The sequence below is a fragment of the Kitasatospora sp. NPDC048365 genome (assembly GCF_043200835.1).
Lineage (GTDB): Bacteria > Actinomycetota > Actinomycetes > Streptomycetales > Streptomycetaceae > Kitasatospora > Kitasatospora terrestris.
This window is the reverse complement of the sequence record NZ_JBICYJ010000035.1, coordinates 60,523-75,435: the sequence shown is the minus strand read 5'-3', so window position 1 is coordinate 75,435 and position 14,913 is coordinate 60,523. Positions and strand designations below refer to the sequence as shown.

The 14,913-nt window shown below is 74.0% G+C and carries 9 protein-coding genes; 7 read left to right on the top strand and 2 right to left on the bottom strand.

Annotation, left to right across the window (positions count from 1 at the left end; genetic code table 11):
- Nucleotides 1–16: 16 nt before the first annotated feature.
- Nucleotides 17–517: an Rv3235 family protein gene (locus tag ACGFX4_RS29815; protein ID WP_393080729.1), complete on the bottom strand. Its 501-nt coding sequence runs from the start codon at nucleotides 515–517 to the stop codon at nucleotides 17–19.
- A gap of 261 nt (nucleotides 518–778) precedes the next feature.
- Between ACGFX4_RS29815 and ACGFX4_RS29810 the strand changes: the two genes are divergently transcribed.
- The 7 genes from ACGFX4_RS29810 (at nucleotide 779) to ACGFX4_RS29780 (ending at nucleotide 11,904) form a co-directional block, all read left to right on the top strand.
- Complete coding sequence (locus tag ACGFX4_RS29810; RefSeq protein ID WP_393080726.1) at nucleotides 779–1,861, top strand: patatin-like phospholipase family protein; 1,083 nt, start codon at nucleotides 779–781, stop codon at nucleotides 1,859–1,861.
- Nucleotides 1,862–1,920: 59 nt separating this feature from the next.
- Nucleotides 1,921–2,430, top strand: a complete 510-nt coding sequence (locus ACGFX4_RS29805) for a DUF6912 family protein (protein ID WP_393080723.1) — start codon at nucleotides 1,921–1,923, stop codon at nucleotides 2,428–2,430.
- A gap of 30 nt (nucleotides 2,431–2,460) precedes the next feature.
- A complete protein-coding gene (locus ACGFX4_RS29800) occupies nucleotides 2,461–3,117 on the top strand; it encodes an HAD family hydrolase (RefSeq protein WP_393080720.1) in 657 nt (218 codons plus the stop codon).
- A 95-nt stretch (nucleotides 3,118–3,212) separates the two neighbouring features.
- A complete protein-coding gene (gene pruA, locus ACGFX4_RS29795) occupies nucleotides 3,213–4,865 on the top strand; it encodes an L-glutamate gamma-semialdehyde dehydrogenase (RefSeq protein WP_393080780.1) in 1,653 nt (550 codons plus the stop codon).
- 279 nt (nucleotides 4,866–5,144) lie between these two features.
- Entirely contained in the window at nucleotides 5,145–10,085 is a 4,941-nt protein-coding gene (locus tag ACGFX4_RS29790; RefSeq protein ID WP_393080719.1) for an NAD-glutamate dehydrogenase, read from the top strand.
- A 104-nt stretch (nucleotides 10,086–10,189) separates the two neighbouring features.
- The gene (locus ACGFX4_RS29785) at nucleotides 10,190–10,819 is read left to right on the top strand and encodes an RNA polymerase sigma factor (RefSeq protein ID WP_393080716.1); all 630 of its coding nucleotides are present in this window, start codon (nucleotides 10,190–10,192) and stop codon (nucleotides 10,817–10,819) included.
- Nucleotides 10,816–11,904 carry a CU044_5270 family protein gene (locus ACGFX4_RS29780; RefSeq protein ID WP_393080714.1) on the top strand — a complete coding sequence of 363 codons (1,089 nt, stop codon included), beginning with the start codon at nucleotides 10,816–10,818 and terminating at the stop codon, nucleotides 11,902–11,904. The genes ACGFX4_RS29785 and ACGFX4_RS29780 overlap by 4 nt, the downstream gene beginning before the upstream one ends.
- 1 nt (nucleotide 11,905) lies before the next feature.
- Here ACGFX4_RS29780 and ACGFX4_RS29775 read toward each other — a convergent pair whose 3' ends face one another.
- Nucleotides 11,906–14,692: an FtsK/SpoIIIE domain-containing protein gene (locus ACGFX4_RS29775; RefSeq protein ID WP_393080712.1), complete on the bottom strand. Its 2,787-nt coding sequence runs from the start codon at nucleotides 14,690–14,692 to the stop codon at nucleotides 11,906–11,908.
- Nucleotides 14,693–14,913 lie beyond the last annotated feature (221 nt).

Sequence of the window (14,913 nt, the reverse complement as noted above, 5' to 3'; positions counted from 1 at the left end):
CCTGCGCGTTCCCCGGTCAGTGCGCCTCGACGGCGGTGCACTGCCACTGGGCGGTGCGGTGGTGCTGCTCCAGGCGGAAGGCCACCATGTGGTGGCGCGGGCCGAACTCCACCCGGACGCAGACCTCCAGGGCGTCGGGCGCCGGCGCGGAGTCGTACACCCGGCCCAGGCGCATCCGGGGCGCCCGGCCGCGCGGGCGCAGCGGGCCGGTGCGGACCAGGGCGGTCAGCTGCTGGTAGCCGAGCAGGGTGGTGTGGCGCTGCAGCTGGCCGACCGGGCGGACCCCGGTCAGCACCTCGACCAGCCGGTGGGCGAAGCGGGCCGCCAGGTCGCGCCGGTCGGTGCTGGACGGTGCCGGGGCGCAGGCGGCCCGCGGACGGCGGACCACCCCGGTGACCCCCGTCGGGTGCGGGTGGCGGACCGGGCGGCGCGGCTGCGGACGGCCGGGGGCGTGCACCGCGTGCACCAGCGGGCGGATGCGCGGGGCGGTGGCGGTGGCGAGGTGCTGCTCGGTCATCGGTGACCTCCCGTTCGGGTGCGGACGACGTCCTTGCTATCGGCGTGTCGCGGGCCCGGGCAAGGCCGGACTGGGCCGGTGGGGGAGGGCGGCGCGGCTGTCCCCTATCCGGATGACGGCCGCTCAACGGCGGGCCCGTTCGCGTGCGGCGGCCCGCGGGGTGTTGACGCCGGGCGGCGCGGCGCGGGGCACGAAGGGGGACGTCGCAACCCGGTTTACCCGACGGTAGGGCGGAGGATCGGGCACGGAGGTGAGGTCCAGGTGACCCAGGTCGAGGAGCGCTCGGGCGAGGAGGAGGACGGCGCGCACGAGCAGCGGGCGGTCCGCGAGGGCCGCAAGGGGCGGAACGTCGGGGAGGGGCGGGCGGACGGGGACGGTCCGCTGCGGCGCGGGCTGGTGCTCGGCGGCGGCGGGATGCTCGGGGCGGCCTGGACCATCGGCGCACTGACCGCCGTCGAGGAGGCCACCGGCTGGCGCCCCGGGACGGCGGACGTCCTGCTCGGCACCTCGGCCGGCGCGATCCTGTCGACCATGCTGGCGGCGGGCGTGGACGTCGAGCAGCTCGCCCGGCACCAGCGCGGCGGACAGGTCCTGGAAGGCCCGCTCGCCGGCGCGCGGTTCGACTACGAGACGGCGGTCGGCGGGGCGCTGCCGCCCCGGCCGCGCGCCGCGATCGGCTCGCCCGGGCTGCTGCGGGACGCCGTCCGGCACCCGCGCGACTACCCCTTCCTGACCATGGTGTCGGCCGCGGTGCCGACCGGCCGCGGGTCGGTGGCGGCCGTCGGCGAGCTGGTGCGCCACCTGGTCGGGGCGGACGGGTTCGCCCCCGGAACGCCGCTGCGGGTCGCGGCCGTCGACTACCGCAGCGGCCGGCGGGTGGTCTTCGGCGACCCCGACGCGCCGCGGGCCAGCGTCTCCGACGCGGTGATGGCCTCCTGCGCGATCCCCGGCTGGTTCGCGCCCATCGAGGTCGACGGCAGCCGGTACGTCGACGGCGGCTGCTGGTCCGCCACCAACGCGGACCTGCTGGCCGGCCGCGGCCTCGACGAGGTGTACGTGCTCGCCCCCATGGCCCTGCGCCCGGACCCCGGCGGCCGGCGCGGCCACGACCGGCCTAGGGGCGCCCTCGCCCAGCTGGTCAGCCGCTACCGGCGCGCCGTCAACCGGCAGCTGCTGCGCGAGGCGCGCGAGCTGCGGGCCGACGGCGTCCGGGTCCGGCTGCTCGCCCCCACTCCGGCGGACCTGGCCGTGATGGGGCCGAACATGATGGACCCGGCGCGCCGCGAGGCCACCCTCGAAGCGGCCCTGGAGACCGCCCGGGACGCGCTGCGGGCGACCCGGTAGAGCGCCCGCCCGTTCCCGATACGCTTACGCCCTGACGACCGATCTGGAAGGTGCCTGCGATGCGCGTGTACGTGCCCACCACGGTGCGGGGGCTGGCCGCCGCTCATCAGGACGGCGCGCTGGAGGACGCGGTGGCCTACGCGGTGACGCCGGCGCTCCGCGAGTGGTACGTCAGCGACGACATCGAGGAGCTGGAGTACGCCGCGCTCAACCGGGCCGCGCAGTCCTCGCTGCGCCTGCTCGCCGCCGACCCCGACGCCCCGCGCCGCCGTGTCGTGGTCGCCGTCGAGGTCGCCGACTCCGCGGTCGCGCCGTTCGCCGGTGACGAGTACCAGGACCAGGCCTCGCTCGGCCGGGTCGTGCTCAGGGGCGCCGTGAAGCTGGCCAAGGCCGCCGCGGTGCACGCCGACGCGGACGACTCCGACGTCGTCGAGGACGTCACCGCGGCCGCCGCCGCGATCACCGCCGCCGACGACGGCGACCAGGACGCCCAGTTCACCGTCGACGGCGCCGAGGACCACGACCTGCTCTGGTTCGCCACCCAGGAGATCCCCGGCCTGCTGGCCTGACCCCCCGGTCGAGGTCGTACCCTTCACCTCGTGCGTAGTCATATCGTCTGGGACTGGAACGGGACGCTCCTCCACGACATGGAGGCGGTGCTCGGGGCGAGCAATGCCGCGTTCGCGACCGTCGGCGTGGCGCCGATGACCTTGGAGGAGTACCGGGCGCAGTACGAGATCCCGATCCCGCGGTTCTACGAGCGGCTGCTGGGGCGGGTGCCGAGCCAGGCGGAGTGGCTGGCGCTGGACGACGCGTTCCACGTGAAGTACACCGAGCTGTTCCCGGCCTGCCGGCTGACCGACGGGGTGCTGGAGCTGCTGGCGGGGTGGGCGGCGGCGGGGCGGAGCCAGTCGCTGCTGTCGATGTACGAGCACGCGAAGCTGGTGCCGGCGGTGGAGGGGTTCGGGCTGACCGGGCACTTCCTGCGGGTGGACGGGCGGCGCGGGGCGAGCGGCGGCCGGAAGGCCGGGCACCTGGCGCTGCACCTGGAGGCGCTGGCGGAGCAGGTCGACCCGGGGCGTACGGTGCTGATCGGGGACGCGGCGGACGACGCCGAGGCGGCGCTGGAGTCGGGGATCCACGCGGTGCTGTACACCGGCGGCTCGCACACCCGGGAGAAGCTGACCGGGGTGGGCGTCCCGGTGGTGGATTCGCTGGCGGAGGCGGTCGCGCTGGCGGAGCGGATCACCGCCTGACCGAGCGTGTCCCGGGGCCCGCGCCCCGGCCGCTGGTTCACCCTGGAACGACCGCAGCCGAGCACGACCGTACGGAGCACCCGAGCACCATGCCGATCGACGCCGTCACCCAGGTTCCGCCGCCCGTCAACGAGCCGGTGCGCAGCTACGCGCCGGGTTCGCCGGAGCGGGCGCGGCTGCTGGCGAAACTGGACGAGCTGGCGGGGGAGTCGATCCCGCTGCCGATGACGATCGCCGGGGAGCAGCGGTTCGGCGGCGGCGAGCGGACCGAGGTGGTGCAGCCGCACCACCACGCGGCGAAGCTGGGCGTGCTGGGCAACGCGACGCAGGCGGACGCGCAGCTGGCGGTGGACGCGGCGCTGGCGGCCGCGCCGGAGTGGCGGGGGCTGTCGTTCGACGACCGGGCGGCGGTGTTCCTGCGGGCCGCGGACCTGCTGGCGGGGCCGTGGCGGGAGACGGTGGCGGCGGCCACGATGCTGGGCCAGTCGAAGACGGCGCAGCAGGCGGAGATCGACGCGCCGTGCGAGCTGGTGGACTTCTGGCGGTTCAACGTGCACTTCGCCCGGCAGCTGCTGGCGGAGCAGCCGCTCTCCGGTCCGGGGGTGTGGAACCGGGCGGACCACCGGCCGCTGGAAGGTTTCGTCTACGCGGTGACGCCGTTCAACTTCACCGCGATCGCGGGCAACCTGCCGACCGCGCCGGCCCTGATGGGCAACACGGTGGTGTGGAAGCCGGCGCCGGCGCAGACGCTGTCGGCGTTCCACCTGATGCGGCTGCTGGAGGCGGCGGGCCTGCCGCCCGGCGTGATCAACCTGGTGACCGGGGACGGGCACGCGGTGTCCCAGGTGGCGCTGGCCAACCCGGCGCTGGCGGGGCTGCACTTCACCGGGTCGACGCAGACCTTCCAGCAGCTGTGGCGGACGATCGGCGCCAACATCGGCACCTACCGGGCGTACCCGCGGATCGTCGGGGAGACCGGCGGCAAGGACTTCCTGATCGCGCACCCGTCGGCCGACCCGGCGGTGCTGCGGACGGCGATGGTCCGGGGCGCGTTCGAGTACCAGGGGCAGAAGTGCTCGGCGCTGTCCCGGGCGTACCTGCCGCGCAGCCTGTGGCTGAAGATCAAGGACGAGTTCCTGGCGGAGGTGGACGCGCTGACCGTCGGCGACGTCACCGACCTGTCGAACTTCATGGGCGCGCTGATCGACCGCCGGGCGTACGAGAAGAACACCGCGGCGATCGAGCGGGCGAAGCGCGACCCGCAGGTGGAGCTGGTCGCGGGCGGGCAGTACGACGACGCGATCGGGTACTTCGTGCGGCCGACCGTGCTGCTCTCCGGGGACCAGCGCAACGAGATCTTCTCCACCGAGTACTTCGGGCCGATCCTGGCGGTCCAGGTGTACGAGGACTCGCGCTGGTCGGAGGCGCTGGACCGGGTGGACCGGGCGGCGCCGTACGGGCTGACCGGGTCGGTGATCGCGCAGGACCGGCGGGCGATCGCCGAGGCGCTGGAGCGGCTGCGGTTCACCGCCGGGAACTTCTACATCAACGACAAGCCGACCGGCGCGGTGGTCGGCCAGCAGCCGTTCGGCGGCGGCCGGGCGTCGGGGACCAACGACAAGGCGGGCGCGGCGCAGAACCTGCTGCGCTGGACGTCCACCCGGTCGATCAAGGAGACGTTCGTACCGCCGACGGACTACCTGCACCCGCACATGGAATGGGCGCCGGAGCCGGGTCACCGCAGCTGACGGCGGACCGCTTGGACAAGGTGTCCAGGAAGGAACGATCATCCTGCGGGATTGCTCCTCTGTGTCCCCTGACACCTTCGTTTCCTCAGGTTAGGCTGACTGGCGTCGCCGGGCCGGTCCCACAGGTCAAACGATCTGTCGTACCCAGGCGGAGGGTCGCTCATGCGTGGCACGAGCGGCTTTCATCCTGGGCATGCGGGAGTATTGCGGACAGACCCGGCGGTGTACACCCAGCCATCACCGAGTCACGCAACGGCGCGCGACAGGAGCCATACAGCCATGCAGACCAAGCTGGACGCAGCCAAGGCAGACCTGCTCAAGAAAGCAGCGGCAGCCGCTGAGAACAGCCAGGTAGGGGGAGCGGCGCCCGGGGAGGGCCTGAGCAACGGTGCTCTGGCCGCGTACCTGCACCACTACTACCTCCACACCGCCCCCGAGGACCTGGTCGACCGCGACCCGGTCGACGTCTACGGGGCGGCGGCCTCCCACTACCGACTGGGGCTGAAGCGCCCCCAGGGCACCGCCGAGGTCCGGGTGTACACCCCGACCGTCGAGGAGAACGGCTGGTCCTGCGGCCACACCGTGGTCGAGGTCGTCACCGACGACATGCCGTTCCTGGTCGACTCGGTCACCAACGAGCTGACCCGCCTGGACCGCGCGATCCACCTGGTGGTCCACCCGCAGCTGGTGGTGCGCCGTGACATCACCGGCAAGCTGCTGGAGATCCTCGACATCGACGCCTGCGCCCGCAGCCAGGCGGCCGGCGCCGAGTGGCCGGCCGACGCGGTGGTCGAGTCCTGGATGCACATCGAGATCGACCGCGAGACCGACCGCGAGGACCTGCGCTCCGTCGAGTCCAACCTGCGCCGCGTGCTGGGCGACGTCCGCGAGGTCGTCGAGGACTGGTCGAAGATGCGCGACTCCGCGCTGCGGCTGGCCGACGAGCTCGCCGAGCAGCCCCCGGCCGCCCTCTCCGAGCAGGAGGTCGGCGAGGCCTGGGAGCTGATGCGCTGGCTGGCCGACGACAAGTTCACCTTCCTCGGCTACCGCGAGTACGACCTGGTCGAGCACGAGGGCGAGGAGGTGCTCAAGGCGGTCGCCGGCACCGGCCTCGGCATCCTGCGCGCCGACCCGCTGAGCCACGACACCGACCACCACCCGGTCTCCGAGGCGTTCAGCCGGCTCTCCGCCCCGGTGCGCACCAAGGCGCACGAGAAGAAGCTGCTGGTGCTGACCAAGGCCAACAGCCGGGCCACCGTGCACCGCCCCGCGTACCTCGACTACGTCGGCGTGAAGAAGTTCGACGCCAACGGCGAGCCGGTCGGCGAGCGCCGCTTCCTCGGCCTGTTCTCCTCCGCCGCGTACACCGAGTCGGTCACCCGCATCCCGGTGGTGCGCCGCAAGGTGCAGGAGGTCGTGAACGCCTCCGGCTTCTCCGCCGAGAGCCACGACGGCCGCGACCTGCTCCAGATCATGGAGACCTTCCCGCGCGACGAGATGTTCCAGACCGCGCCGTCGGAGCTGCTCTCCATCGCCACCAGCGTGCTCTACCTGCAGGAGCGCCGCCGGCTGCGGCTGTTCCTGCGCCAGGACGAGTACGGCCGCTACTTCTCCGCCTTCGTCTACCTGCCGCGCGACCGGTACACCACCCGGATCCGGCTGCGGCTGATGGAGATCCTGAAGGAGGAGCTGGCCGGTGAGCACATCGACTACACGGTGTACGCCACCGAGTCGGTGCTGACCCGCCTGCACTTCGTCATCCGGGTCGCCCCCGGCACCGAGCTGCCGCACCTCTCCGAGTCCGACATCGAGCGGATCGAGAACCGCCTGGCCGAGGCCGCCCGGTTCTGGATGGACGGCTTCAACGACCAGCTGCACGTCGAGCTGGGCGAGGAGAAGGCCGCCGAGCTCGGCCACAAGTACGCCAACGCCTTCCCCGACGGCTACCGCGCCGACTTCCCGCCGCGCACCGCCGTCGCCGACCTCAAGCAGATCGAGGCGCTGTCCGGCGAGGGCGACTTCCGGCTCAACCTGTACCAGCCGGTCGGCGCGGGCGACGACGAGCGCCGCTTCAAGATCTACCGGGTCGGCGGCCCGATCTCGCTGACCGAGGTCCTGCCGGTCCTGCAGCGCCTGGGCGTCGAGGTGCTCGACGAGCACCCGTACGCGCTCAAGCGCGCCGACGGCACCACCGCGTGGGTGTACGACTTCGGCCTGAAGCTGCGCGAGGCGACCGAGTTCAGCGAGGACGACCGCGAGCGCTTCCAGGAGACCTTCTCTGCCACCTGGACGGGCCAGGCCGAGAACGACCGCTTCAACGAGCTGGTCCTCACCGCCAAGCTGAGCTGGCGCCAGGCGATGGTGCTGCGCGCGTACGCCAAGTACCTGCGCCAGGCGGGCTCCACGTTCTCCCAGGACTACATGGAGGACGCGCTCCTCAACAACACCCACACCACGCGCCTGCTGGTCAACCTCTTCGAGGCCCGGCTCAGCCCCAGCCACCGCTCGGGCGCCGCGGAGATCACCGACGCGATCCTGGAGGAGCTGTCCGGCGCCCTCGACGAGGTCGTCTCGCTGGACGAGGACCGCATCCTGCGCTCCTTCCTCCACCTGATCAAGGCCACCCTGCGGACCAACTTCTTCCAGCACGACAGCCGGGGCGACCTGCACTCGTACGTGTCGATGAAGTTCGACCCGAAGGCCATCCCGGACCTGCCGGCCCCGCGCCCGGCGTTCGAGATCTGGGTGTACTCGCCGCGCGTCGAGGGCGTCCACCTGCGCTTCGGCAAGGTCGCCCGCGGCGGCCTGCGCTGGTCCGACCGGCGCGAGGACTTCCGCACCGAGATCCTCGGCCTGGTCAAGGCCCAGATGGTCAAGAACACCGTCATCGTCCCGGTCGGCGCCAAGGGCGGCTTCGTCGCCAAGCAGCTGCCGGACCCGTCGGTCGACCGCGACGCGTGGCTCGCCGAAGGCGTCGCCTCGTACAAGACCTTCATCTCCGCGCTGCTCGACATCACCGACAACCTGGTCGGCGGCGCGGTCGTCCACCCGCTGGACGTGGTCCGCCACGACGAGGACGACACCTACCTGGTGGTCGCCGCCGACAAGGGCACCGCGACCTTCTCCGACATCGCCAACGGGGTCGCCGAGTCGTACGGCTTCTGGCTGGGCGACGCCTTCGCCTCCGGCGGCTCGGCCGGCTACGACCACAAGGGCATGGGCATCACCGCCCGCGGCGCCTGGGAGTCGGTCAAGCGCAACTTCCGCGAGCTCGGCGTCGACACCCAGTCCGAGGACTTCACCGTCATCGGCATCGGCGACATGTCCGGCGACGTCTTCGGCAACGGCATGCTGCTCTCCGAGCACATCCGCCTGGTCGCCGCCTTCGACCACCGGCACATCTTCCTGGACCCGAACCCGGACGCCGCGGCCTCCTTCGCGGAGCGCCGCCGGCTGTTCGATGTGCCGCGCAGCTCCTGGGACGACTACGACAAGTCGCTGATCTCCGCGGGCGGCGGTGTCTTCCCGCGGTCGGCGAAGTCCATCCAGCTGTCGGCGCAGGTGCGGGAGAAGCTCGGCATCGAGGCCGCCAAGCTCACCCCGGCCGAGCTGATGAAGGCGATCCTGCAGGCGCCCGTCGACCTGTTCTGGAACGGCGGCATCGGCACCTACGTGAAGTCCACGGCGGAGACCAACGCCGAGGTCGGCGACAAGGCCAACGACGCGATCCGGGTCAACGGCGCGGACGTCCGCGCCCGGGTGATCGGCGAGGGCGGCAACCTCGGCTGCACCCAGCTCGGCCGGATCGAGTTCGCGGCGGTCGGCGGCCCGGAGTCCACCGGCGGCTGGATCAACACCGACGCCATCGACAACTCCGCCGGCGTGGACACCTCGGACCACGAGGTCAACATCAAGATCCTGCTCAACCAGGTGGTCGCCGACGGCGACATGACGGTCAAGCAGCGCAACACGCTGCTCGCCGAGATGACCGACGAGGTCGGCCACCTGGTGCTGCGCAACAACTACGCGCAGAACGTGGTGCTGGCCAACGCCGTGGCCCAGGCCGCGAGCATGGTCAACGTCCACTCCCGGATGATCAACCGGCTGGAGTCCGACGGCCGGCTCGACCGGGCGCTGGAGTTCCTGCCCGCCGAGAAGGCGATCCGCGAGCGCCAGCAGGCCGGTCGCGGCCTCTCGCAGCCCGAGCTGTCGGTGCTGCTCGCCTACACCAAGATCACGCTGGCCGACGAGCTGCTCGCCACCGACCTCCCGGACGACCCGTACTTCCGGACGGTCCTGCACGAGTACTTCCCGACCGCGCTGCGCGCCCGGTTCGCCGACGCGATCGACAACCACCCGCTGCGCCGCGAGATCATCACCACGCTGATCGTCAACGACACGATCAACCGCGGTGGCTGCACCTTCGCCTTCCGCCTCCGCGAGGAGACGGGCGCGACCTACGAGGAGATCGCCCGCAGCCACGCCGCCGCGCGCGCCGTCTTCGGCCTCGAGGAGATGTGGGACCAGGTCGAGTCCCTGGACAACCAGGTGCCCGCCGAGGTGCAGACCAAGATGCGCCTGCACTCGCGCCGCCTGGTCGAGCGGGCCACCCGCTGGCTGCTCAACAACCGCCGCCAGCCGCTCGACATCGCCGGCACCATCGAGTTCTTCCACGACCGGGTCAACCTGGTCTGGGACAGCCTGCCCAAGCCGCTGCGCGGCGAGGACGCGGGCTGGTTCGACTCGGTGTACGAGGAGCTGGCCGGCACCGGCGTACCGGAGGGCCTGGCGACCCGGATGGCCGGCCTGTCCTCCGCCTTCCCGACGCTCGACATCGTCGGGGTCGCGGACCGTTCGGACGCCGACGTGATGGAGGTCGCCGAGCTGTACTACGACCTCGCCGACCGCCTGCAGATCACCCACCTGCTGGACCGGATCATCGAGCTGCCGCGTACCGACCGGTGGTCCTCGATGGCCCGTGCCGCGATCCGCGAGGACCTGTTCGCCGCCCACGCCGCCCTCACCGCCGACGTCCTGGCCGCCGGTACCGAGGGCGCCACGCCGGAGGACCGCTACCGCGCCTGGGCGGAGCTCAACGGCACCCTGCTGAGCCGCGCGAAGACCACGCTCGACGACATAAGGGGTTCGGACAACTACGAGCTGTCCAGCCTGTCCGTCGCGATGCGCGTGATCCGCACGCTGCTGCGCAACGGCCGCTGACGGCCCGACCGGACGGCCCGGGGAGCGATACCGCTCCCCGGGCCGTCCGGCGTTCTCCGGGAAACCCGTGTGGAACCCTGGTCCGGCTGCGGACAGGAGGGGACGTGGAACTCTCGATACGGGCGCGACTGCGCGCCGGGGACCAACGGGCGTACGGGGAGCTCTTCGACGAGCACGCGGGCGCCGTGTACGGCTACGCGCTCCGCACGCTCGCCGACTGGGCGGCCGCCGAGGACGTGGTCTCCCTCACCTTCCTGGAAGCCTGGCGGCTGCGCGCGACCCTGCACGAGGAGGGCGAGTCGGTCCGGCCCTGGCTGTTCGGCATCGCCACCAACGTGCTGCGCAACACCGCCAGGGCCGGCCGCCGGCACCGCGCCGCGATGGCCCGGCTGCCCGAGCGGGAGGCGACCCCGGACTTCGCCGAGGAGCTGGTCACCCGGCTCGACGACGGCGCCCAGCTCGCGGCCGTCCAGCGGGCGCTGGGCCGGCTGCGGCGCGGCGAGCGGGAGGTGTTCCGGCTCTGCGTCTGGGTCGGCCTGGACTACGCCGCCGCGGCCGAGGCGCTCGGCGTGCCGGTCGGCACCGTGCGCTCCCGGCTGTCGCGCGCCCGAACCCGCCTGCGCGCGCTGACCGAACAGGAGTTGACGGCGCGTCGGGAACCGGGCGGGGCCTGCGGACAGGTACAGGACGGCCGCGTCGCAGCGGCCCGGTCGCTGCAGGGGGACATCCGATGAACGACACGCCCGAGATGCTCACCGCCGACCGCCACCGGTTGCTGAAGGAGCATCTGATGAACGAGATCGACCGTGAGGCGCAGGCACCGCACGCACCGCGGGCACGGCGGAAGCTGGTGTGGCTGGTCGCCTCGCCGATCGCCGTGGGGGCCGTGGCCGCCGCCGTGCTGCTGGTCCCGGGACGGCCCGGTGCCCAGCCCGCCCCGGTCGGACCGGCGGCGAGCGGGTCGGCGTCGCCGTCCGGCTCGGCCTCGGCCTCCGCCACGGCCTCCGCCACGCCGGAGCCCGAGCCGACCGACGCCGCCGGGCTGCTGGCCCGGGCTGCCAGGGCGATCGCCGCGAAGCCGGCGCCCGCCGCCGCGGCCGCACAGTTCACGTACACCAGGGAGGTCTCGGAGGGCGGCGGCTGGCCGCGCCACGAGCGGAAGATCTGGTGGTCCGTCGACGGCAGGTCCGAGGGCGCGATGATCGACCCGACCTCGAACGTCCCCGGGAAGGGCGAGAAGGGGCTGCACGACATCCCCGCCCGGCTGCCCAAGGAGAACGGCGTCTTCGCGGAGCCCCGGCTCGGCGGCGGCCGGACGACGTACCAGTTCGTCGCCTCGCTGCCCACCGACCCGGAGCAGCTGCGGCAGCGGCTGCTCGCCGTCGACCGCTCCGACCAGGTGTCGCCGCCCTCGGCCCTGACCGAGACCATGCGCAACCAGCTGGCCTTCGGGGACGTGCAGTTCATCTTCCAGAACGTCCAGGCGCCGCCCGCGGTGGCCGGGGCGCTGATGCAGGCCGCGGCCCGGATCCCGGGTACGTCGGTGGTCGCCGACCAGGTGGACGCGGCGGGGCGCAAGGGTGTCGCGGTGGTCGGGATGTCGAGCAACCAGCGGATCGCGCTGATCTTCGACGTGAAGACCGGTCAGTACCTGGGACTGCGGATCGTGGAGAGCAAGTACCTGCCCGCGGTCGGGCCGGACGGTACGCCGCCGGTCGGCGAGCCCGGCGCGGACGTGGTGAAGGCCGACCCGCACGCGGTCTTCGCGACGGCGGCGATGGAGGAGCGGATCGTGAACGCGGTGGGCGCGGAGGGGTAGCTCAGGTCGCCGCACGCTGGAGGGCGCTGGCGAGCAGGGCGAGGTCGGTCGGCCCGTTGCCCAGCTCGCGCACCGGGCGGCGGGCCGGGGGCGCGCCGTGCTCGGCGAGGTCGGTGGCGACCACCGTCGGGCGGAGGGTGGCGGTGCGGGGGATCCGGCCGCTGACCCGTGCGGCCTGGAAGGCGGTCACGCCGCCGTCCGCCCGGCGCAGGTACCCGCGGCCGGGCGTGCCCTCGGGCAGGGACGCCGCGTCGGGGATGTGCACGAGCAGGTCGGACTCGGCGGCGTGTTCGGTGCGCAGGGCTATCCGCAGCAGCGCCGCCTCGTCCAGCTCGCTGCCGGCCAGGGCCTCGGGCGAGCCGGTGGCGGCGATCAGGTGGACGCCGAGCCGGCCGCCGCGCCGGGCGACCTCGGCGAGGGCGCGGGCGAGCGGTCGCCCGCCCGGCGAGGTGGGCGCGAGCAGCGCGTCGTAGTCATCGACGACGAGGACCGTCCGGCCCGGGGCGGGGCCGTCGGCGGCGGGTGCCTCGTCCGGCGAGCGCCGCGGCTCGATCACCCGGGCGGCGGCCGCCACGCCGTCGACGGGGGAGCCGCCGCCGACCAGGGCGGGCGTCCGGTCGAGGGCCCGCGCCGCGTGCCACTCGGCGAAGCCCTGGCGGCCGAACAGGGCCTCCCGCTCGTCGAGCACATCGAGCAGCACCTGGGCGTGCAGCATGGCCTGCCGGGGGTCCTCGGCGGCGTTGTAGTGGGTGGTGACGTGCGGCAGGTCGGTGCAGCCGCCGAGGCCGTCCGCGGCGTCCACCCGGCGGCCCTCGACGACGGTGACGGCGAGCCGCTCGGGGTGCTCGGAGACGGCGAGCGAGGCGACCAGGGTGCGCAGCAGTTCGGTCTTGCCGGAGCCGGGAGCGCCGCCGATCAGCAGGTGCGGGCCGCCGCTCTCGCCGGGCTCCAGCAGGTCCGGGTCGGCCAGGTCGAGGGTGCAGGTGTCGTCGTCGCGGGAGGTGCCGAGCAGCGCGGTGGCGGCGCCGGGGCCGGCCGGCAGGGCCTCCCAGCGGGCGGAGAGCTTCGTGGGGGAGACCGACTCCAGCCGGAGCAGGTCGAGCAGGCGCAGCGCGGAGGGCAGCGGCCCGCGGGCGGCGGGCGCGGCCTCGCGGAGCGGGGCGAGGACCCGGGCGAGCCGCTCGGCCCAGGCGGGCGAGACGGCGTCGAGGGCGACGTCGTCGATCCGCTGGAGGGCGCCGCCGACCGGCCGCTCCACGGTGAGCAGGGTGGCGACCTCGCCGGTGATCTCGGCGTGGGCGCCGAGGCCGGCGGGCAACTGCTCGGGCGTGTCGGCGAGGCAGACGGTGAAGACGCCGACGGCCGGGCCCTGCCGGAGCAGCACCGCGAGGGCCTCACGGGCGGCGGTGCTGCCGGGGTCGCCGTCGACGACCAGGACGGTGGCGGGGGTGCCCGCGGTGGCGGTGGCGAGCTCGGCGAGCCGGGCCTCGGCCTGCTCCGGGCCGAGGCCGAACAGCAGGCGGCAGGCCTGGCTCTGGGTGGGGCGCAGGTGCGGCAGCCACTGGGCCCAGGACCAGCCGTCGGCGGGTGCGCCGTCGGGGTCGGGCCCGGGCTGCTCGGCGGCGACGACCACCAGGCCGAGGCCGCTCGGCGGGTGCAGGGCGGCGAGCTGGGCGACCACGGCGCGGGCCAGGCCGGCCAGCCGGTGGCGGGGGCCGCTGAGGCCCAGGCTGCCGGCGGTCTGCAGGTCGACGGTGACCGGGACGGCGGGCAGCAGGGTGCCGGGGGCGGTGCCGGGGCCGCCGGGGAGGTCGGCGGTGCCGAGCCGGACGGTCAGCGCGTCCGGGTGGGCGGGGCCGCGCTCCCACAGCCGGGGGCCGGTGGTGAGGGCGGTGAGCAGCAGGGCGGCCGGGTCCGGCCAGCGCTCGCGCTGGGCGGCGGCCTGGCGGCTGCGGGCGGCGGCGTGCTGCTGCCCGGCGTCGGGCGCGTCGGGCTCGGCGGCCCGGCGGCGGCGGGAGAGCAGGCCGAAGGCGCGGCCGGCCGGGCCGGGGGTCTCCGGCGCGGGGGCGGGCGCGGGCTGGGCCAGGGTGGTGCGGGCGGGCGGCTGCGCGGCGAGCCGCAGGTGGCCCTCGCCGTCGGGGGCGGCGGTGCGCGGCGACCCGGAATTCTCCCCGATTTTCGGACGGGTCAGCTGCAGCGTGGACTCGCCGATCCGGACCAGCGCGCCGTCGGCCAGCTCGGCGCTGCCGTCCCGCAGGAAGCGATCGTCGAGCACGGTGCCGTTGGTGGAGCCGAGGTCGCGGACGGTCACCGTGCCGTCGGCGGCCAGGTGCAGGGAGAGGTGCAGGCGGGAGACGTCCGGGTCGTCGAGCGGGACGTCGGCCTCGGAGGAGCGGCCGATCCGGACCTCCTCGCCGTGCAGGCGGTGCACGCCGCCCGCGTCCGGGCCACCGATCACGCGCAGCTCGGCGGCGGCGGGCTCGGTGCTCTCCTCGTCCGCGTCCGGGTCGGGCTCGCCGAGGCTGAGCACGGCGCCGTCGACCAGCGGGGGCCGGCCGAGCGGGGTCTGTTCGTCGAGCCGGTGGCTGCCCGCGTACAGGTGGACATGGGTGGCCGAGCGCGGGCCGCGCACGCCGACCGCGCCGGCCAGCGCGCCGGCGACTGCGCCGAGCGCGGTGCCGACGGGCGCCGTGACCAGGACGTCCGTGGATGCGCTCGACCCCGCCGGGCCGCTGCGCGGTCGAAGGACGGTGAGCCGGATCTGCATCTCGCCCCTGTGTCCCTTCATGCACACGTGTGGTGACTGCCATCCTGCCACCCGGGAAGGACAGTCCGCGCACGGTACCGGATTTGACGATCTTGCGATCATCGCCATGGTGGGCCGGACGGTACGTCAGGTCAACCCGATCCCCTAGGGGGCCTTCCCGGGACACTGCCCGCCCGCCTCGGAAAGGCGCTCGGGCACCGTTAGAGTTGCCGAAAATCAGTAACGGGCCCGGCGAGGAGTGC